The sequence below is a fragment of the Amphibacillus sediminis NBRC 103570 genome (genome assembly GCF_001552275.1).
Taxonomy (GTDB): Bacteria; Bacillota; Bacilli; order Bacillales; family Amphibacillaceae; genus Amphibacillus_B; species Amphibacillus_B sediminis.
In genome coordinates, this window is sequence record NZ_BCQW01000026.1 from 1 (window position 1) to 19,764 (window position 19,764).

Genomic DNA, 19,764 nt, shown 5'->3' on the forward strand with positions numbered 1-19,764 from the left:
TCATTTTTTTCAATAAAAAATTACAACCTATTTAAAAACAAACGAATTAATAACAACCTTAATATCGTCCGAAGTTGCACAATCGAAGCCGATTCATCTGCACGACTAAAGGGGCAAGTATTTTCGGCTAAATGATAAAATGTATGACGATTTGTCAACTCTCCTCTGTCAAAGGTAATGCCTAGCAACAATCCGTCTTAGTTTTTGTTAGCGTTAAGGCTATTGTCCCGATAATCCTTAGGCGTGCAATGATATTTTTCTTTAAAAAGCCGGTAAAAATAACTAATATTCTGATAACCTATCTCAGTTGCTATATGGTCAATCGGGTAGTTTGAATGAACTAGCAATGTTTTAGCTGTTTCAAGCCGACGTTCTTGAACAATTGTTTTAAAGGTTTTACCTGTCCTTTTCTTTATATGCTTACTTAAATTATAGCCAGTTAAATTCAACCTAGCTGCGATGTCCTCCAGCTTGGCCTCTGAATAATGGTCATCAATGTATTTAAGAACCTCTAAGACAATATGATAATCATAACTATCATTTGTTCGTGTGACAGCTTTATCAGTATGCTTCATCAGTTCTACCATAAGCAATCCCATATAAAACTGAACCGTGACTTCTGATAAAGCAGAAGGGTGCATCATCTCAGCAATCATCTTAGCTAAGATCGTTTGAATTTCTTCGATATCCGCTACTTTAAAATACATATAATGTTCAGAATGATTTTGATTAAATAAACTACTAATCATAAAATTTATAATGGATAGCTCTGCTTCATCTACATCGAAATTTTGAAACATATGGTCAAAAAAACGTGGCTCTATAATAAAATTAATAATCAGATCATCTTGTCCACAAGACTCTAATGCATGTTCAACATGCTGGTTAAGAAAAAGTAACTCACCTTTTTTTAAGCAAAATGATTCCTGCCCAACCTTTTGCTTTAAACAACCATGATAGACATAGTTTAATTCAATATAATCATGTCGATGAGCTGGAAAGGCAATAAACCTAGGGTGCTTTCGGATGACAATCAATTTATTTTCTGTTAGAAACTTGGAACTTTGGACGACAAATTCTTTTTGGTCTGTATAGACCTCTTTATTTATCTGTTGTTGAGCCTGCTTACAGATGCGTTGTTCTTCATCGGTAAGCTCTAATAATTGTTGATAGATAGACGGCAAGATCAAAAACTCCCATCTGAAGAAATGATTTAGAAAGTGAAACTTCGTTCAGTGGGGTTTCGACGCATAGGATGTACTCGTGCAAACGTTACGACACGGCGTCGCGAACTCAGTCCGCTTCTTCTCTCCCCCACTGAACGTGAGTTGAACTAATCGGGCCGTTACTGGCTGTTGGATCTCCCACATAGACATGACCTGTCCCCTTATTTTTTGAAGTAGGAGTCTTAGAGCCAGTTATACTGCGATAAATCGTTTAAGAAGTACCCTTGATTAGCTCTGCCTCTTTATTATTTTTATTTTTTACTACTTATGCTCTACACTCGATAACGCCCGAGCTCAGCCTACTTACTTCTCATACTATTTAAAAACATCTTACAGTTTAATCAGTGGTGGAAACCAAAAATAAGCGTTGGTCAAATCCACCACGTTCAAGTTTTTTATCCTGTCTAATCTGCTCAACCTGATTAGGCTGTACATGATCCAATTGAGCCAACGCATACAAAACCTCGATAATATCAGCTATCTCTTCTAACCGTTCAGCTTTTTCATTAGCAGCCAAAAATTCTGCTACTTCCTCTGTTAATTTTTTACGTAAGACTTGTTCAAAACGATCATCCTTTCTTATTTTTTCAATCTGATAGGATGTTTGCTTTTCTTCGAGCAACGCCGGTATTTTATCTCGGATGAGTTTATTATAGGTAGGCATAGTACCCCTCTCTTCGTTATGTTTATTCTTATTATAATATAGAAATAATAGAGTTAGCGTATTGCTTGATAAATTTATTTTTTGACATCTAAGCTAATTTGCTGTATATTACCTATTGGGTCGAACAATAATAGAACTATAGTTAAAAAATATTCGTGTTTAGAGGTGTTATAAATGGAAAATGTGTTTGATTATGAAGATATACAGTTAATTCCCGCAAAATGTATCGTGAATAGTCGATCAGAATGTGACACATCAGTGACCTTAGGCGGGCATACCTTTCGACTACCTGTCGTTCCAGCCAATATGCAAACGATTATAGATGAAAAAATTGCGCTTTACCTTGCTGAAAATCAGTACTTTTATATTATGCATCGCTTTGAGCCACAAACGCGATTACAGTTTGTTCGAGACATGCAGAAACGAGGTTTAATTGCATCGATTAGTGTCGGAGTTAAACAAGAGGAATATGATTTTATTAATCAATTAGTAACGGAGCAACTTACACCAGAATTTATTACCATTGATATTGCTCATGGCCATTCTAATGCAGTCATTCAAATGATTCAATTTATTAAAAATAAATTACCTGGAAGTTTTGTTATTGCAGGGAATGTCGGGACACCAGAAGCAGTCCGTGAATTAGAAAATGCCGGTGCTGATGCGACTAAAGTAGGGATTGGTCCAGGAAAAGTGTGTATTACCAAAATCAAAACAGGCTTCGGAACTGGCGGATGGCAGTTAGCTGCATTAAGATGGTGTGCTAAAGCGGCAAGTAAACCAGTTATTGCCGATGGTGGCATTCGTACCCATGGTGATATCGCTAAGTCGATTCGCTTTGGTGCGTCAATGGTTATGATTGGTTCACTATTTGCTGGTCACGAAGAATCACCAGGCGAAACCATTGAACGTGATGGTCAATTATATAAAGAGTATTTTGGTTCAGCATCTGAATTCCAAAAAGGCGAGAAACGTAATGTTGAAGGTAAAAAAATGCACGTTAAATACCGCGGTAAATTGCAGGACACCTTAACAGAAATGGAACAGGATCTTCAATCTTCTATTTCTTATGCAGGCGGCAATAGCCTAATGGCGATTCGTAATGTCGATTATGTGGTGGTGAAAAACTCTATTTTTAATGGTGACAAGGTTTACTAATTAACATTCAACCGATTAACAAGTAGAATAGCTAGAAAATAAAGTGAAACTTCGTTCAATGGGGGTTCGACGCATAGGATGTACTCGTGCCGACATTACGACACGACGTCGCGAACTTAGCCAGCTTCCTCTGTCCCTCACTGAACGTTAGTTGAACCAATCGGCCGTTACACTGCGATAAAAATAGCCTTCACGCTCAGTGAGGGCTATTCTACATAGTAGAAGTTTGATGGCAGATCAACCACACTTTCAATCAAGTAATAGCTAAATCATATTGAATAGAATTAATCCTATTGTATTTATCGCCAAGTTAGCACTTGCGTGTACCAGCCAGGACGGATAAATACTATTCGATTGTTCATTAAGCCGATTGAACATTAACCCTGCTAACATTAGACCGAATAAAATAAGAATAAATAACGTCGGACTAAACCAGTTTACCATCATACTGACATGATATATCGAAAAAATACCCGCACTAAATAGGTAAGCCCATTTTCGCTTGACTAGATTTCTCAAGCCTAAAAAAGCAAAGCCCCGAAAAAACAACTCTTCGATAAGGGCATTAATAACCGAAATATATACAGCAATGTAAATGAAGTTAGTTGCGTTCACACCAATCGTTTGTTCTAAAGTTGGTGTAACATTAGTTAGGTCAATTAATTCACCTAAGCTCAAAAAGGCTAAGATGATGATTACATATATCCCCACCGGAAATAAAAATGTATGCAGCCGAATTGGCTTTTTGAAAATAAAAAAAGTTCGAATCGAGATAAAATGATATTTAAAATTAAGCATAATCGGTACGAAAACAAAGATCACTGACTTAATCAACGCTTTCATCCAATAATCTGAAGCCAACCAAAGGTCTACTACAGCCATCAAGAGGCATGCACCAATAATAATACTTATCAAATGCCACGCTTTTTGTTTCATCTCACACCTCAGCCTTATTCCCCAGGAAATATATTGTTTCACGCTTTGCCTTAGCGTCTATTTCTTCTTAAACTGACTCCCACTGCTCCGTGCTCGTAGTTGTTTGAGCTTGTCTTTAACTTGTTCAGCCTGCTGAGCTGTTTTTGTTTGATCCAACGAAATGCATTCGAGTCTATCTTTATTCCATTTAGCGGTTATCCAGCTCCCCCGCTCGGCTGACGTCGGTAGCTCCTCGGCCCTAACAACGAACTCTTTTCCAATGGTTTCTGCTAAAATGACGGCAGAACCATCTTCATTAAAGCGATCAATCACAGCAGATAATTCCAAATCCTTCACCTCACACATGCTAATCCTTCATTATTAATATCGACTAATCGCGCTTCACTAATTCCTTTAATCTGGGTCAACTGCTCGATCGAATCTATCGGACGTAATTGGACTAACTCAGCAGCTCTTTCAGCACCAATATGAACAATCTTTTCGAGGTCTGAGACTGAAGCTGTATTGAGATCGATACATGTATCTGTTTTCTCGATTACATTTATTGGGTCTTGTTGATTCTGATCATGGTCTACTTCAACCTGTAATTGTTGACCATCTGAGTAGACTAAAATATTTCCATGTTGATAAGTACCATATATCGTAGCACCATATTGATTCAGGCGATTAAGCACCACTTGATCTGGATGACCATAACTATTATTTTGACCAGCTGATATAATCGCAATAGCCGGGTCAACTGCTTCTATGAATGCCTGACTGCTTGATGTTTTGGAACCATGATGACCTACGTGTAGAAGATCTGCGCTAATGTCATCATTGATCTCTATCATTTTAGCTTCAGCTTTACTCCCCGCATCTCCGGTCAAAACAAATGCGGTCTCACCAAATTGTAGCTTAATAGCGATAGAGTCTTCGTTTACATCATTTGTCAACTCAGCCGGAGATATAACATGAATGATAAATGAGCCAAGCTGATATACTTCACCAGCACGGGGTTCATGATAATCAATGTCGTGCTCCAGAATTGCATCTAATGTTTGTTCATATGTATTTGATGTTGTCTCTATTCCTGACATCCATACCTCTTTTACGTTAAAATGATTTAATATAGTTGGCATTTGTCCGATATGGTCTGCATCTGGATGTGAACCGATGACTAAATCGAGTGAATCTATCCCTAACCCTTCAAGATAGTCAACAACATCACGCTTATTCCAATCTCCTGTATCAAACAGAATGGTAGCTTGCTCAGTCTGAAATAAGGTTGCATCTGCTTGACCGACATCAATAAAATGAACAATAAGGTCAGTGTCGTCATGTACTAGAGCTAGCTCCTCCGTTGTTTCTGTAAATGAATCATTATCAGTATGTTCAGTAAGTGGCACCCCACATCCAGTTAAAACAATCAGTAACAGCCATATGTTTATTATTTTCTTCATCTAACCTGCCTACCTTTTCTAGTTGTCATTATCCTATTTACTTTACAAGAATACTTGTCATCAGGCAAGGTTTAACTGATATTTTCAAATGAGTAACACAGAAGAAGGCTGGATGGTCGTTAACCAAATTCCAGCCTTTTCAAAAAACATGATTTATTTACGTGATGCAATCGCGATATAACCAAGCTGATCCTTATGGCTATTAAAAAAAGAAAACATTGACTTAAAGTACTGACGATTCTCCTTTTTGCTGGCATTGAATAAAATTTTACAGGAGCGGCGAAGTCCTTCATCCCTAATCAACCCGATTGGATCTAGTAACGACATAGGGCCAGTTAAGCTTTCAATTTCTCGGTACCCCGTCTGTTCAAAAAGGCTCAGCCAACCTCGCTTATCATACGGCTTTGCAGGCACATGAATCACTTCTCTTAATCTATTAATTAAGTCATCACTTTGATCATCTATCACCATCACATCATGGGTCAGCAGTACCCCTCCTGACTTTAGAACTCGATAATATTCTGCTAAAGCTTGGGCTTTTTGCTTATCACCAAGCATGGTTAGCATCGCCTCATTGATCACAATATCGTAGCTAGCAGCTAGATATGGAAGTTTTAAGGCATTTGCTTGTTCTACAGATATAAGATGGCTTAAGCCTGCGTCTTTGACACGCTTACGTGCTAACTCTACCACATTAGGATCTAAATCTACTGCTGTAATCGAACACCCTGTTTGTTTAGCGAGCTCAATGGCATTGGTACACTGATTACAAGCCACTTCTAATATTTTCAGTTCCTTCGTCATGTTTGCTTGATTCAATAACCAACTCGTCGCTTTTATTCCGCCAGGGCGTAACCTTGTCTTTCCTAATCGAGCTAAAAAGGAATGACCAGCCTCAACCACTTTAATCACCGGCCTTCACAACAGTAAGAAGCATTTTAAATGATGTGACGGCTTTTAAAGCGTGAGGAATGTTTGCTGGCATAACTATACACTCGCCTGCACTAAGCTGATAATCCGTTTGATCAATTGTTATTAATGCTTCGCCCGTCAAGATTTGAACTAATGCATCCCCTGTTGAGGTATGTCGAGCAATTTGTTGATCTTGATCCAAAGCAAATAGCGTTAACGATAAATCTTTTCTTTGCACGATTGACTTGCTTACTTTTTTGTTCGCTAAAACTTCGATTTGATCTGCTAAATTAATGATTTGCTGATGCGGAATTTTATGAATCATTTGGTTCACTCCTTCTTGATAAATATGAATCTGTTGAAAGCAGACAGGCGTTTTGGCAATAATGGAATGAGGTGTATGGGCAGTTAATGCTAGCATGGTTCCTGGAGTTAACGATGAGACATTTTCACCATGCTCAACGATTAACTCTCCACTTAGAGCAAAGATATATTTAACTAACCCGACAATCTCCGTACTAATGGTCTCTTCTTCTCCCATTCCAAAAACGGTAATATCAAACATTTTACCCTCTACTATTGGTGCACTAACGACGAGATCAGGTGCAAGGGTTATCCAGCTTGCTAACTTAATCATCTGTTTTTTTGGTAAGTCAATCAATCACTACCCTCCTTCTTGTCACATCATTCGACTAACGCTATACTAAATATATTGAGAATTATTCTCACTTATACTCTAAAATAGCACAACTGTGATAGATTATGCTGTTGCAGCTGCAACATTGAGGTGATCACGTGAAATCTCTTGCTTCTCAGTTAAAGCAATTAAGTTTGTTCCAATCATTTAGCCAGAATGACCTTTTAACCGCTATCAAGTGTCTCCAGCTTTCTATTAAATCTCTAGAGGTTAACCAAACACTTATGTACCATCACTATCAAAATGTCATCGCTCTAGTTATTGATGGACAATTAATGATTGAGAAGATAAATAGACATGGAGATCGATTTATTTTAACTTCATTGGAATGCGGTGATCTTATCTGGCCGTCTCAATTACCACTTTCCGATGAGCATATCGTTAATTCCAAGTCAAAGACAATATTACTCATCTTTAAACAGCAACATTTTGCAGAGACTTGTCCACTTAGAGCTCGGATCTATCAATTGTTATTAAAGCAAATGACATTTCAACATCAACGATTACTTAATAGAATTGAAGTACTAGGGAATAAACGATTACGTGATCGGGTAATTGCCTATTTAAAATCATACCCCTGTAATCAGGATCAATGGCGAACGATTCCGTATAATCGCCAAGAGCTCGCTCAATATTTACATGCAGATCGTAGTGCGCTTTCACGAGAGTTAACTGCAATGAAAAGGGACGGCCTTATACTCTACCAAGGTAATCAATTTAAACTATTATCCTAAGTGAACGAATCAAAAGTAGGTATTGACTTTAGTAGTAATTGACGCTATCTTAAAATCTAGCGACTGAACCATTAATTTTTCTGACTACAGTATTTAGTGAATGTATATCCAATGCGCCCAGAATTTAACGACATACATAATTACATCAGGAAAATGATGACAGTCAAGATTAAAGATATAGTCTGAAGGTGAACACCAATATGAATCTACTTAAACAGCTCGCGTATCGACGTCAATCACCACCGAAAATATTAGCTACTGGTTTTTTGTTATTAATTATAATCGGAACATTCGCTTTAATGTTACCTTGGAGTACAACAGTCCCCATTTCATGGCTTGAAGCTATCTTTACTGCAACATCTGCTGTTACCGTTACTGGATTAGCAGTTGTTGATACCGGTAGTGTCTTTACTTTATTCGGACAAACGATTCTTATGATTCTCATTCAAGTTGGTGGACTCGGTTTAATGACATTTGCCGTTATGAGTATTCTTTTGTTAGGTAAGAAAATAGGGATGAAAGAAAGACTAATTATTCAAGAGTCCTTAAATCAAAACTCGATGGGTGGCGTAGTGCGTTTAATTCGCCGGCTATTTTATTTTGCGATTACCTGTGAGTTAGTTGCAACTGTTATTCTAGCGTTCAAATGGGTTCCGGAACATGGCTTAGGCTTTGGTTTATTTACAAGCTTATTTCACAGCATTTCGGCATTTAATAATGCAGGATTTAGTTTGTGGTCTAATAGTTTATCTGATTATGTTGGTTCTCCCTTGATTAACGTAATCATTACTTTATTATTTATTACTGGGGGGATTGGTTTTACTGTCATTTATGAGCTGATCGAACGCAAAAAATTTCATCAATATTCTTTACACACGAAGGTGATGTTGCTTGGTACATTAGCTCTTAACATCTTAGCAACGTTTGCTTTTTTTCTATTGGAATTCCAGAATTCAGCTACACTAGCTGATCTACCTCTAAATGAACAGCTATGGGGAAGCTTTTTTCAAGGGGTCTCACCACGAACTGCTGGTTTTAATACACTAGATTACGCAGCAATGCAAGATAGTACTTTGATCTTTACCATGCTAATGATGTTTATTGGCGCTGGTAGTGCATCTACAGCAAGTGGGATTAAGTTAACAACATTTATCATCATTATCCTAGCGGTATACTCATATGCACGCGGGCAGAACGAGGTCCAACTCTTACGATATCGTATCCCACGTGAAATTGTTCATCGCTCACTTTCAATTATGGTAATCAGTCTTCTTTTCTTAATCTCAGCTATCTTTTGCTTAAGCATAAGTGAAAGCTTGCCCATCTTCGCCTTAGCTTTTGAATCTTTTTCGGCATTTGGTACAGTTGGCTTGTCCTTAGGGATTACAAGTGAATTAACAAGTGTTGGTAAGTTAATTATTATGGTTCTTATGTTTATTGGCCGAGTCGGCCCATTAACGATTGCTTTTGCTCTTTCTCGTGCAAAATCACCGCTGGTCTCTTATCCTAAAGGTCATATTTTCACGGGTTAACCATGATCGAGGTTGAGGACAAACTTAGACATTTGACTCAATCATAATAAATCGCTTATCTATCAAATTAGCCAACCAGTGGAATAAAGAGAAACTTCGTTCAGTGGGGTTTCGACGCATAGGATGTGCTCGTGCAGACGTTGCAACACAACGTCGCGAACTTAGTCAGCTTCCTCTCTCCCCCACTGAACGTTAGTTGAACCAATCCGGGCCGTTACTGGCGGTTGGATCTCCAAGTTAGAAATAATGTGTTCACTTATTTCTTGAACTGGGAGTCTTATAGCCGAGTTACACCGCGATCAATCCTGCACGGTTGGCTATTCTTTGTAAAGTGGATTGTCAGCTCATACTGGCTAAAAGGAGGTAAATAAATCGAGATGGTGATAAGGGGAGGCATTTAAATAGGTAAGGAAATAAAAGCCCGAGCCGACAAATGAGATGTGGCGCTTAACATAGGGGCGTTTTTGATAGTATAACTAGTCCTGCCATATCGGCCAATCGTCTCTACGAACTCTAAAATTCAGAGCATTTCAATCCAGCTAATCACTTCATGTTAGCCAATTAACCAAGTAATCTTCACGGTAGATATCATCAGGATATCGGATAAACCCTGTATCACCATCCTCATAAAGCCACTGAATAAAACAATTTAATGCCTCAAAATAAGGCTGATATAAAAATTCAAAGCTAACTGTTTCCTTAGGCATAGCTGATTGTTCACAGATCTTAGGATCAGCGTAATTAAGATAAGTCCGACAAGGAATAGGACGTACGTCATAAGCCATACAGCTATTTGTCTCTAAATCTAGCAACGGACAAGGTAAATGAACGGCACGATATTTCTGTTTAAATTCCGAATCAGTTTGAAAATCAATCTGGCTAGCTTCTGTAAACATAGCTGAATAGTGCTGCTGATAATTTGTTAACTTATTCTTGATTTTATCAGACTGTTCCCTAGGCATATTTTTAATAAAGTTCTTGATCAGCTTCGCTTCTAACTCGGTTATGATAATCGGATAATAGCAACAGAAGGCACAGCCCATGCGACAAGTCGGCTCCAAATTTATTTCATTGTTAATCTTGCCAATTTCTAAGCTTACTTGATGTAATAAACCTTTAAAACTTTCATTTAATTTACTTTCAATGCAAACATCCTTTTGATCCCAATGTTCAATAATTTGAAAAAATAAGCGCTCATCTATTTGGTAACGATCTGCTATTAGTTGACAACGTTCTTTTATCTGTTCTGTACTCGGATAATTCATTGAACCTTCACTCTTTTCATTTTACTATTCTAGAAGTTCTCTAATCATTCCACCACCCATACTAGCATAATCGAATACTAAACTCTAGCGCAGATCTAAAAACCGATCACTTTCCCTTCCCTTCAAGGATAAAGTGATCGGCTTATACTTATAATTGGAATTGTTGTACTAACGTGTGAAGCTCATTAGATATTCCAGTTAAGCTTTCGCTTGATGCAGAAATTTCCTTTGCACTTGCTTCCTGTTCGCTAATAGCGGAAGCAGCCTCCTCTGTAGAAGCAGCATTTTCCTCTGCAATTGCTGAAAGACTTTCTACTACTGATAAAGTAGACTCCTTATTAGTTGTCAGAGCATTTGTGATACGATTTAATTCATCAATAGCTTGTTCTGTCTGATTGATCGCTTCCGAAATTTGATCAAAAATGGTTGATGTTTCAGAAACATATTCGGTCTGTGTCTCCATCATGCCTTTCATATCTTGCATTTTAATGACCGCTTCGTTAGAACTTGCCTTTAGCTCTGTAATTATCGCCAATATTTCTTTGCTAAACTGATTGGATTGTTCTGCAAGCTTACGAATCTCATCGGCAACAACAGCAAACCCTTTACCTTGTTCTCCAGCCCGCGCTGCTTCAATGGCAGCATTAAGAGCTAACAACCCGGTTTGATCGGCAATGTTTTGAATCATTTCACTCGCTTGCTCAATTTTGGTGGCACTATCATTATTAGCCATAATATTACGATATACAAGCTCTGTTGCTTGATTATTATCATCGTTTTGCCGTACCAGCCTGTCTAAAATAGTAAACCCTTCTGTCTTCTTTTTATCTATCTTTCCAGCTGATTTTACAACAGCTAAAATAGCTTCTTGATTTCTGTCTAACAGCTTACCCATTTCAGCTACGTGATGAGATGCTTGTTCTGTATCTGAAGCCTGTTGGCTCGCACCATTTGCTAAATCATTCATCGTTTTAGACACTTCAAATGAAATGGAGGTAGATTGTTGTGAAATAGCAGTAAGTTGCTCGGATGATGCCGCCACCTCTTCTGCATTTGAATTTATCGTTGTTAACAATTGGCGGATGTTTATCACCATCTCATCTACAGCTTTAGTCATTGAACCCAACTCATCTTTTGTCTTTACGTCTAGGGCTTCGACATTAAATTTACCTTTTGCTAATTGACGGGCTAAACCATCTACTTGCTTAATTGGCTTCGATATCGTTTTATCAAAATAGCGTAAAACGATCCCAACTAAAATGACAGTGAGGACAAAAACGGCAATCATGATCGCTTGCATCGTATAAAATAATCGACTTGAATTAGCATCTGCTGTTTCGGCAAGCTCTGTTTTTAAATGAACAATTTCAGCCGCATGTTCTTCAATTCGATCGATTAAGGCTGTACTTCGATGACGAAAAGTCATAGCCTGATTGACTCGATCATTTAATGCAAAATCAATAATTTCATCTTCACTTTCCTCCAAATCTACGATCAAAGTACGAATATGATCAACCAGTTCTCGCTCACTAGCTGTTTGCATAGTAAGCTCAACCTGATCAATTACTTCTTTTAATGTATCTTTATGCGTAATTACTTCTTCGGCATAGAGTTCTCGCTCATTTTGATGATTCGTTATTAACATATCATTACGAGCTCGTTCAATTGAAAGTAGCTGAACCTCTGCCTCCTTAATACGTTCAACACCTATTAAATGATTTTGGTACATTTGGTTTAATTCGTTATTGACCGAACGTAACCCAATAAGAGAAATAATCCCCAAACATAAAATAAATAGGACAATAACACCAAAAAACGTCCCCATCTTTTGTCTAATTGTAAGTTTCACGGTTTTCATCCCTTCAGTTTCTCTATCGTTTGCAACACTACTTTTTTATATTATTCAAAAAATATAGAAATAAATGGTGTGTAGCAAATCACAAATATAGTTGTCTATAATGTTAAAATTATAGCAAAAATCCAAATTTTTTCAATATTTTTTCGATATAAATTTTGCTGATAATCAAGACATATAGAGATGATAACTTTAATCATGGGCTTTTATTTCAATTAAACTAATCTGAGATTGATTAAAAAGTCTAATAGGTAAAACGCTTGTACCTAAACCACTATCAATATAAAGAACTGTGCCCGAAGCTAAGGTATAAAGATCTTTTTGGTATTCTGGAAACAACCCCTGATCTGGTGCAATCAAGCCACCTATTAAAGGTAAACGTACCTGTCCACCATGTGTATGGCCACTTAAAATTAAATCTACCATTTTTTCTTCTTGATCCATAAGAATAGGGGAATGTGATAATAGAATGGTTAGCAAAGTTAAATCCAATCCAGTCAAAGCTTCCGTTAAACGATCATTCCCAGTTGAAGCATCTGCTACACCTGCCAAATTAAACGTTATGTTATTGATGCTAAGAACGGTTGAGCTATTATCTAGGATGACAACACCATATTCCTCTAACTGTAACTTTAGCGCTGCAAAGAGTGGATTCTCCCACTCGTGATTTCCTGATACAAAGAAGACTGGAACACTAAAAGTCGCTGTTAACTGTTCCAGTAGTGCATTGATAACCGTCAAGTCTGTTGTTTTACGATCAATAAGATCACCTGTTATCACGATAATGTCCGGGGTTAGTTGTGCAACTTTGTCAAACTGATTGCTGATATCCAGATTATGAAGATCTGAAATTTGAAGTATATTTAAGTCCTCATTTACTTGAAGTTTGTTAGACATAACTGTGACATAGTTAACCTTCAAAGTAGTTGTATCCAGATAAATTCTAATGCTTAAAACTAATAACAGAGTTAGCAAAATTAAATAAATCAGTTTCCTCATAGGCTGGACTCCTTATTTAAATCGAATTAAATATACATAAAACAGTTGCTGAAAATCTGCTGCATCGTCGGAGGCCTTTACTTTATTCACTCGGGGTTTGTACCCTACTTGAATGGAATACAAATAGGCATTCATCTCACCTCTTATAAAAGTAGAGAACTTCTGCTCAATGAAGTACAAAAAGTTATGACAATATGGTAAAAAACCGATTTCTCGAAAGAAACCGATTTTAAGTGACTTGTTCCTGAACAAGTCATCAACATTTACGGCACTACACGCGTTGCCACATCAACGCTTAGATGTGTAGCGGCTTACGCAAATTAGCTCATCGCTCTAAAACTATACCACGGCTTTAACCAATAATCAAGGATTAGTGTCAGCCATATCCTTATTCTTTCTTTAAAGCACTGTAAACACCAGAAAATCCACCAAAAAGTATTCCAGTTACAGGGAATATAATCCAGTTAATATGCCATTGACGATAAACCAACCCGCTGATTAAAAAGATCACCGTTGCCAATGACCAAACTCCTACAGCCACGGCACCAATAACCCGGTCTCGCTCTTTAATTTCCCGCTCTGAGCTTATCCCTATCCCTAATAATTTCCTATAACTTTCGTGTATTTTACCATAGTAAATAAATAGATATACTGCTATTGCAACAATAAACAGTAAGATCGCCACACCGTAGCTGGATAAATCATCGTTTAAGCTTGATAGCAGAATAAGCTGTAATGGTGCAAGAATACAAAAGATTACACCGGTAATAATCACCTTCGTAAAAATTGGTTGAAAGCGACCATAAGCTTGTTCCAACCTTTTCCTCTGATTGGTTGTCAATGCGATGGGTTGATTAATTTGATCAAAACGTTCAATAATTGTTCCACTATAAATAAATAGGCCGACAGCAATGGCTACAAAGAGAAATAATGGAATTAATCCAAGCACATCTGACAGATTAGCCAGATGGGCTACATTAAGTCCTCTTTCTCCGATCGCATTAAAAAGCATTAATAATCCGGCACCTGTGATGATCAACATCACGCCTATTCCAATTAATTGACCCGTTTTTCGATTCGCTACTTGAAATTCTTCTATCTCTTGATCGCTAAAAGAAACGCCTTCTTCCCCCTGCTCTTGATAGATTGGCAGATCTAGTTCTTCAATTAATTCATCAACATTGCCAAATTCAGCAATCACAATTCCAATTGCTTCATGCTCTGACTTTCCTTCTGCTAATAGTTCTTCATACTTATCCTGCATATTATCAAGTAGTCCTTGCTTAATTCGCTCCAGTTCCTGGGTTTGCGGGAGCTTAGCAAACATACTATCTAGATATGACATGATTGTGTCCATATTAGTTCACACCTTTCTTAATAAATTGATTAACCACCTGTTGAGTGACCACCCATTCTTGGCATTTCTCTTCAAAGTAAGCACGACCCTCTAAGGTTACTTCATAGTAGGTCCGACGCCTGCCCTCAGATTTATCTTGAGTAAATGAACGTACATAACCCTTTTTTTCTAGTCGTGTAAAAGCGGAGTAAAGTGTTGTTTCCTTCATAACATATATGTCATTTGACCTTTTCTTTATTTGCTTAGAGATCTCATAGCCATATGACGGGCCCTGCATTAAAATGGCAAGAATAATGGTGTCATTATAACCTCTCATCACATCACTCGATAACAAATTGCCACCCCCAATAACACTTTACTTCATCTGTCGTAGTAATTATATTATACATTTTTTACTACGACAGGTAAAGTAATTTAAGAAAAAATTTTTTCAAGCTGTTTATGTATATACTTTTGATCAGTCATGAGTAGGTTAAAGGCAGAAAGCTGATTGTTTTTCCACTCTTTTTCGATAGCTTTATCATGGAATTTCTTACCGAGCACTAATTGCATGTAAAGTTTTAATCGAAAAATATCGGTAGCTAAACTAAAAATATCATTATTTTGATCATTGTAGACTTGATCAATCGAATAAAATAAATACTGATTTTGATATGTACCCTTCAACATCCGAACCACTCCTAAGCCACAGCCGATAGCAAATTTAAGATTTAATGGTGCTCTCAATTTAAAAAAATAGAGAGATTTTACGTTATCCTTAAAGGGAGTTGGCGTGATATACGTTTTCTCATTAGGTGGAACTAAATTAATTAAATAATGAAAAGTGTCTGTAGCATTTCGAAAACGTAATACATCCTCTACGTCTATTCCCAAATAACGGTCAGCTGAACCTGTTAATTGATTCGGTGTGATAGCGAGGAATGATACAACTTCAAAATCGATACCCATCTTTAAATCATTTATTAAAATAAAATCCTCTAAAAAAGATAATCCTTGCTTCATTATGTCATCCACCTTTTCTATCTAGTATTTATCCTGCTTTAATTGCCATGCTAAAGGCATACCAAAGCTAAAAATTAGAATTTTAATAGTTTATTTCAATAATTAGGAAAAGATATCCTTTCGTTCTTTTTAAAAAAAGCTCCTCAAATAATCAGGTGACCCTCCCTTCTTATTTCAGCAGCTTGTTCCATTAGCTTAGTTATCTTCAGTTTTTATCCAGTGGTTGATACTTAGACTCGAAACTATGAAACGATCACCTTCCTCTCCATACAGGGAGCTTATCTGGTAAGGCTATCCTTGCTACAATACTTTCTTTTCATAGGTGAATGTAATATCCATAACATAATAATTTGAGGTTAGCGTTTGGCAGCTTTATCTTTAGGCTCAAAGAAAATCTATGAGCGACTTGCTGAACCAAGTCAATATTTCTTTGTAATAAAATTAACATGAGTCTAAATTAACTATTATAGACAAGCTGATTGGTCTATGGATTCTTAAAGCCAATGAGAACCTTACCCTGCCATTTTGGCTCAATTAATCATTAAATTGGGCAGAAGCCTACCTTCCATAGCTCGATGTATCTATTTCCTAAAAGCTTGATCAGGTTTTCGTTTAGCCAATATACATGAATCTAGATGACTAACTGAAATGGTTTTGATCAACAAAGATACTCATAGCCTTATCGTGATATTAACTTAGAAGTTGAATCCCGATTAAAAATAACTGGGAAAGGTGTGATCTTTAGTGGTCCTAACACCCCCTTTTTTTATAACTATAATAATATCCATTATCTATACCCAACTTTCCAATCTTTGAAAAGTTTTTGATTCTTTAAAGGTAATATGTCAACTATTTTAATATCCATCACTAAATAAAGGAATTAAATCTTAATATTTATATAAAATTACAAAATTTACATCAATAATCTTAGTAATCGCATACAATTAAATGGTATAATCAATTAACGTATCGACTTGCCTTATAGCAACCTTTACGTGATCCCGGTTATTTTTACATTTCTTAAAATGACCCCTTGATAACTTTTTTAATAAAAGATCATTTTAAGACATGGAACGAAGCAGTTAAGCCATTTTATTAAGCAGAGAATGAGATACTTCTGTTTAAAAATTTAACTTCATTGAGCAGAAGTCCACCACTACTTTAGATGGTGAGCTAAAATACCTATTTCCAGCATTCAGTAGTTTCAAACCCAGCTCAATAAAGTGTAAACCTCTGGCGGATGCCACAGTTTTCAGCGGGAATTTATCGAGCATCGTTCGATAAATTCTGGGCGCAAATATGTCAAAGTGTATTTGATTTTTTAATATTACTTTATATAAAGAGAAACTTCGTTCAGTGGGGTTTCGACCCATAGGATGTGCTCGTGCAGACGTTGTGACACGACGTCGCGAACTTAGTCAGCTTCCTCTCTCCCACACTGAACTCAGTTAAACCAATCAGGCTACTGGCTGTTGGATCGCCCACTTAGACATGACGTGCTCCCTTATTTCTTGTAGTGGGAGTCTTTCAAAAGCCCTTCGATGGGGCGAGTAATCGCAGCCCCAGCCAGTTACACTGCGATAAAAAAAACCAGTGCAAGGCACTGATTTTTTAATATGCTATTAATTTAGACAGTAAATAAGAATATAATAGTAATTCTGTTTGCTCTAAAGCATCAATATGGGTACGCTCATAGGCATGAGAGCTATCAATACCAGGACCAATTAACCCATGAATAATATCATGCCCAGCTGTAAGTGCCGCTGAAGCATCAGATCCATAGTATGGATATATATCAAGCTGATAGCCAATTTGATTGGCTTCAGCTAATTGAACTAAATGTTTTCGTAAGCCAAGATGATATGGACCAGTGGCATCTTTCACACAGATTGATACAGTATATTCATCTGTCGCTTGTCCATCACCCATTGCCCCCATATCAACAGCTAAATATTCGACCGCTTCAGGTGGAATATTAGAATTACCACCATAGCCAATCTCCTCATTATTTGAAATGAGGAAGTGGGTCGTGTAGGGTAAGCGAACTCCTTCTGTGACAATTTTTTTAACTAATTTCATAAGAATAGCTACACTAGCTTTATCATCGAGATGACGTGACTTGATAAAGCCAGTATCTGTTACTTGAACACGTGGATCAAACGAAACAAAATCCCCTACTTCAATACCAAGCTTTCTAACCTGTTCTGCATTTTCCACCTTGGCATCAAGACGTACTTCCATATTTTCTTGGTTGCGTTCTGCCGTTCCTGCATCCTTGTAGACATGGACAGAAGTTTGCCGCATCAAAATGGTGCCAGTTATCAGCTCTCCTTGAGCTGTTTCAATCTGACAATACTCCCCTTCGATCGCATTATAGCGGAACCCCCCAATTAAATCTAACTTTAATCGGCCATTTGCTTTTATTTCCTTAACCATCGCACCTAGTGTATCAACGTGAGCAGTAAGCATCCTGTGTTGGTCATTATCCTTTCCAGGGATTGTTGCAACTAATCCACCTTTTCGGTTACGTTTTGTTTGTACACCTAATTCAGTAAAATAATCTTCGACAAACTGCATAACCTTCCCAGTATTACCTGATGGACTAGGAATTTGAACAAGCTGTTTAATTAATTCGACCTTTTCATTTACCATTTATCTATTCCTCTCCTCTTATTTGTGAATTAGCACTTTTATTAGCTACTTCGGAGTTGGTCATGCTATAATAAGCCATTAGAAAGGAGCATGATGAGCATGAAGCAAACATTAATTTTACATTCTAAATGGAAGACAGCACTAAGCACAAAAGATATGAATGAGTTAAAATGCTTTTTTGAGCTTCATCAACAAGGAAAATTGCTTCAAACGGCAGAATTGTTTAGCAATACACCTATGCACTTAGTCCCTTTGTATCGAGCCATCAACCATTGTAACGAATTATTAATTACTTCATTAATAGAAAATAAAACACCAGACCCTTTTGAATTTCGAGACGTTGAACTTACCTATGTTGAGAATAACAAACGCATTGACCAAACGGGTTATACAATTGATCCTTTCTTACTAGCACCTTCTTGTTCAACATTTTGGACATTTATCTTTAGTCAACATGCAGAAATAGCGTCTATTCCTCGTCACTATCTAGTAGCTAGATTATCTAACCAGTAAAATAGTAGTTGTTTATTATCATGCGGGATGCTCTGTTGCAATATTTCGGCAGCTGACTGAACATACAGCGATGGTTCAAGGAAAGCCTGATCCTGCTCAAGTAATATTAAAATACTTTCAATTGTGGATTCTAAATGAAATTGCAGGCCGATAACATGATCCTGATACCGAAAGCCTTGATTGAGTGTAGCCGGATTGGTATACAGTCTGGTCGATCCATTTGGTAAGGTAAATTGTTCCTGGTGCCAATGAAAAACCAAATATTCTTGATTTGTTCTAAGATCAGTAACTGGAAACCAGCCCGCTTCCCTTTCCTTACCTATAAAAACCTCTCCACCTAATGCCTTAACAATTTGCTGTGCCCCTAAGCAAATACCCAAAATCGGTTTTTTCATACTTATCAATTGTTTGATCAGTTGACGTTCCTCTTCTAGCCAGTAAGGCTCTGGATCATTAGCACTCATTGGACCACCTAACATAATTAAGAAATCAATCTCATCACCGTTTGGAACTTGATCACCTCGATATAGTTGATGAAGCACCAGCTGATGACCACGCTCTTTAACCCAATCATTAATAGCTGCTGGTTCCTCAAATGCAACATGTTGTATAAGGTCAATCTTCATTATCCCAACTCCTTTGTCTTATTTTAACATAAATTTCCGCCAAAAATCTGTGGTATCCATCGGAGGCTTTAACTTTTATTAGCCGGAGAGTTTCTAAATGGCATACTCTCAAAACTAATAGAAGTGGAAGACTTTTGTTAAATGGAGTTAAATCAAACAATTGTTTATCTTCTTGGAGCCGCCGAAGCTTGTCA

The 19,764-nt window shown here is 37.2% G+C and carries 19 protein-coding genes; 4 read left to right on the plus strand and 15 right to left on the minus strand.

Features of this window, described 5'->3' with window-relative positions:
• Positions 1 to 197 precede the first annotated feature (197 nt).
• Together ASE01S_RS12855 and ASE01S_RS12860 are read right to left on the minus strand one after the other, a co-directional pair.
• A complete protein-coding gene (locus tag ASE01S_RS12855) occupies positions 198 to 1,184 on the minus strand; it encodes an AraC family transcriptional regulator (RefSeq protein ID WP_067843106.1) in 987 nt (328 codons plus the stop codon).
• Between the two features lie 379 nt (positions 1,185 to 1,563).
• Entirely contained in the window at positions 1,564 to 1,890 is a 327-nt protein-coding gene (locus ASE01S_RS12860) for a nucleoside triphosphate pyrophosphohydrolase (protein ID WP_067843109.1), read from the minus strand.
• Positions 1,891 to 2,064: 174 nt separating this feature from the next.
• Between ASE01S_RS12860 and guaC the strand changes: the two genes are divergently transcribed.
• The gene (guaC, locus tag ASE01S_RS12865; RefSeq protein WP_067843112.1) at positions 2,065 to 3,048 is read left to right on the plus strand and encodes a GMP reductase; all 984 of its coding nucleotides are present in this window, start codon (positions 2,065 to 2,067) and stop codon (positions 3,046 to 3,048) included.
• A 264-nt stretch (positions 3,049 to 3,312) separates the two neighbouring features.
• Here the strand turns inward: guaC and ASE01S_RS12870 are convergent, their stop codons facing one another.
• From ASE01S_RS12870 to ASE01S_RS16240, 5 genes are all read right to left on the minus strand, one after another.
• Entirely contained in the window at positions 3,313 to 3,984 is a 672-nt protein-coding gene (locus ASE01S_RS12870) for a CPBP family intramembrane glutamic endopeptidase (RefSeq protein ID WP_067843116.1), read from the minus strand.
• A gap of 57 nt (positions 3,985 to 4,041) precedes the next feature.
• Positions 4,042 to 4,329 carry a DUF3006 domain-containing protein gene (locus ASE01S_RS12875; protein WP_067843119.1) on the minus strand — a complete coding sequence of 96 codons (288 nt, stop codon included), beginning with the start codon at positions 4,327 to 4,329 and terminating at the stop codon, positions 4,042 to 4,044.
• Positions 4,317 to 5,426: an MBL fold metallo-hydrolase gene (locus ASE01S_RS12880; protein WP_067843122.1), complete on the minus strand. Its 1,110-nt coding sequence runs from the start codon at positions 5,424 to 5,426 to the stop codon at positions 4,317 to 4,319. The genes ASE01S_RS12875 and ASE01S_RS12880 overlap by 13 nt, the downstream gene beginning before the upstream one ends.
• 153 nt (positions 5,427 to 5,579) lie before the next feature.
• Complete coding sequence (locus tag ASE01S_RS12885; protein ID WP_245630381.1) at positions 5,580 to 6,338, minus strand: class I SAM-dependent methyltransferase; 759 nt, start codon at positions 6,336 to 6,338, stop codon at positions 5,580 to 5,582.
• Positions 6,331 to 6,999 carry a cupin domain-containing protein gene (locus ASE01S_RS16240; protein WP_245630382.1) on the minus strand — a complete coding sequence of 223 codons (669 nt, stop codon included), beginning with the start codon at positions 6,997 to 6,999 and terminating at the stop codon, positions 6,331 to 6,333. The genes ASE01S_RS12885 and ASE01S_RS16240 overlap by 8 nt, the downstream gene beginning before the upstream one ends.
• A 134-nt stretch (positions 7,000 to 7,133) precedes the next feature.
• On the opposite strand from ASE01S_RS16240, the gene ASE01S_RS12895 reads away from it, so the two are divergent.
• On the plus strand, positions 7,134 to 7,769 hold the full coding sequence (locus ASE01S_RS12895; protein WP_157065220.1) for a Crp/Fnr family transcriptional regulator: 636 nt from the start codon (positions 7,134 to 7,136) through the stop codon (positions 7,767 to 7,769).
• 200 nt (positions 7,770 to 7,969) lie between these two features.
• Positions 7,970 to 9,301 (plus strand): TrkH family potassium uptake protein, encoded by a 1,332-nt coding sequence (locus ASE01S_RS12900; RefSeq protein ID WP_067843127.1) that lies wholly within the window; start codon positions 7,970 to 7,972, stop codon positions 9,299 to 9,301.
• Between the two features lie 548 nt (positions 9,302 to 9,849).
• Here the strand turns inward: ASE01S_RS12900 and ASE01S_RS12905 are convergent.
• The 7 genes from ASE01S_RS12905 to ASE01S_RS12935 all read right to left on the minus strand — a co-directional run bounded on the left by ASE01S_RS12905 (position 9,850) and on the right by ASE01S_RS12935 (position 18,431).
• Positions 9,850 to 10,566: a YkgJ family cysteine cluster protein gene (locus ASE01S_RS12905; protein ID WP_067843130.1), complete on the minus strand. Its 717-nt coding sequence runs from the start codon at positions 10,564 to 10,566 to the stop codon at positions 9,850 to 9,852.
• A gap of 148 nt (positions 10,567 to 10,714) precedes the next feature.
• Positions 10,715 to 12,415 carry a methyl-accepting chemotaxis protein gene (locus tag ASE01S_RS12910; protein ID WP_067843133.1) on the minus strand — a complete coding sequence of 567 codons (1,701 nt, stop codon included), beginning with the start codon at positions 12,413 to 12,415 and terminating at the stop codon, positions 10,715 to 10,717.
• A 198-nt stretch (positions 12,416 to 12,613) separates the two neighbouring features.
• Positions 12,614 to 13,420: a metallophosphoesterase gene (locus tag ASE01S_RS12915; protein ID WP_067843136.1), complete on the minus strand. Its 807-nt coding sequence runs from the start codon at positions 13,418 to 13,420 to the stop codon at positions 12,614 to 12,616.
• Positions 13,421 to 13,808: 388 nt separating this feature from the next.
• Positions 13,809 to 14,777, minus strand: a complete 969-nt coding sequence (locus ASE01S_RS12920; RefSeq protein WP_067843139.1) for a permease prefix domain 1-containing protein — start codon at positions 14,775 to 14,777, stop codon at positions 13,809 to 13,811.
• Position 14,778: 1 nt separating this feature from the next.
• Entirely contained in the window at positions 14,779 to 15,111 is a 333-nt protein-coding gene (locus ASE01S_RS12925) for a PadR family transcriptional regulator (protein ID WP_067843142.1), read from the minus strand.
• A gap of 80 nt (positions 15,112 to 15,191) precedes the next feature.
• Positions 15,192 to 15,779: a hypothetical protein gene (locus ASE01S_RS12930; protein WP_067843145.1), complete on the minus strand. Its 588-nt coding sequence runs from the start codon at positions 15,777 to 15,779 to the stop codon at positions 15,192 to 15,194.
• A 1,611-nt stretch (positions 15,780 to 17,390) separates the two neighbouring features.
• Complete coding sequence (locus tag ASE01S_RS12935; RefSeq protein ID WP_067843148.1) at positions 17,391 to 18,431, minus strand: M42 family metallopeptidase; 1,041 nt, start codon at positions 18,429 to 18,431, stop codon at positions 17,391 to 17,393.
• Positions 18,432 to 18,530: 99 nt separating this feature from the next.
• Between ASE01S_RS12935 and ASE01S_RS12940 the strand changes: the two genes are divergently transcribed.
• The gene (locus ASE01S_RS12940; RefSeq protein WP_067843151.1) at positions 18,531 to 18,944 is read left to right on the plus strand and encodes a hypothetical protein; all 414 of its coding nucleotides are present in this window, start codon (positions 18,531 to 18,533) and stop codon (positions 18,942 to 18,944) included.
• Here the strand turns inward: ASE01S_RS12940 and ASE01S_RS12945 are convergent.
• Positions 18,914 to 19,570, minus strand: a complete 657-nt coding sequence (locus tag ASE01S_RS12945) for a type 1 glutamine amidotransferase (protein ID WP_067843154.1) — start codon at positions 19,568 to 19,570, stop codon at positions 18,914 to 18,916. The genes ASE01S_RS12940 and ASE01S_RS12945 overlap by 31 nt on opposite strands.
• Positions 19,571 to 19,764 lie beyond the last annotated feature (194 nt).

Bases quoted from the DNA above. Each gene is read 5' to 3' on its own strand.
- ASE01S_RS12860 (WP_067843109.1), bottom strand. From the start codon at position 1,890: ATGCCTACCTATAATAAACTCATCCGAGATAAAATACCGGCGTTGCTC.
- guaC (WP_067843112.1), top strand. From the start codon at position 2,065: ATGGAAAATGTGTTTGATTATGAAGATATACAGTTAATTCCCGCAAAA.
- ASE01S_RS12870 (WP_067843116.1), bottom strand. From the start codon at position 3,984: ATGAAACAAAAAGCGTGGCATTTGATAAGTATTATTATTGGTGCATGC.
- ASE01S_RS12875 (WP_067843119.1), bottom strand. From the start codon at position 4,329: ATGTGTGAGGTGAAGGATTTGGAATTATCTGCTGTGATTGATCGCTTT.
- ASE01S_RS12880 (WP_067843122.1), bottom strand. From the start codon at position 5,426: ATGAAGAAAATAATAAACATATGGCTGTTACTGATTGTTTTAACTGGA.
- ASE01S_RS12900 (WP_067843127.1), top strand. From the start codon at position 7,970: ATGAATCTACTTAAACAGCTCGCGTATCGACGTCAATCACCACCGAAA.
- ASE01S_RS12905 (WP_067843130.1), bottom strand. From the start codon at position 10,566: ATGAATTATCCGAGTACAGAACAGATAAAAGAACGTTGTCAACTAATA.
- ASE01S_RS12915 (WP_067843136.1), bottom strand. From the start codon at position 13,420: ATGAGGAAACTGATTTATTTAATTTTGCTAACTCTGTTATTAGTTTTA.
- ASE01S_RS12920 (WP_067843139.1), bottom strand. From the start codon at position 14,777: ATGGACACAATCATGTCATATCTAGATAGTATGTTTGCTAAGCTCCCG.
- ASE01S_RS12930 (WP_067843145.1), bottom strand. From the start codon at position 15,779: ATGAAGCAAGGATTATCTTTTTTAGAGGATTTTATTTTAATAAATGAT.
- ASE01S_RS12935 (WP_067843148.1), bottom strand. From the start codon at position 18,431: ATGGTAAATGAAAAGGTCGAATTAATTAAACAGCTTGTTCAAATTCCT.
- ASE01S_RS12940 (WP_067843151.1), top strand. From the start codon at position 18,531: ATGAAGCAAACATTAATTTTACATTCTAAATGGAAGACAGCACTAAGC.
- ASE01S_RS12945 (WP_067843154.1), bottom strand. From the start codon at position 19,570: ATGAAGATTGACCTTATACAACATGTTGCATTTGAGGAACCAGCAGCT.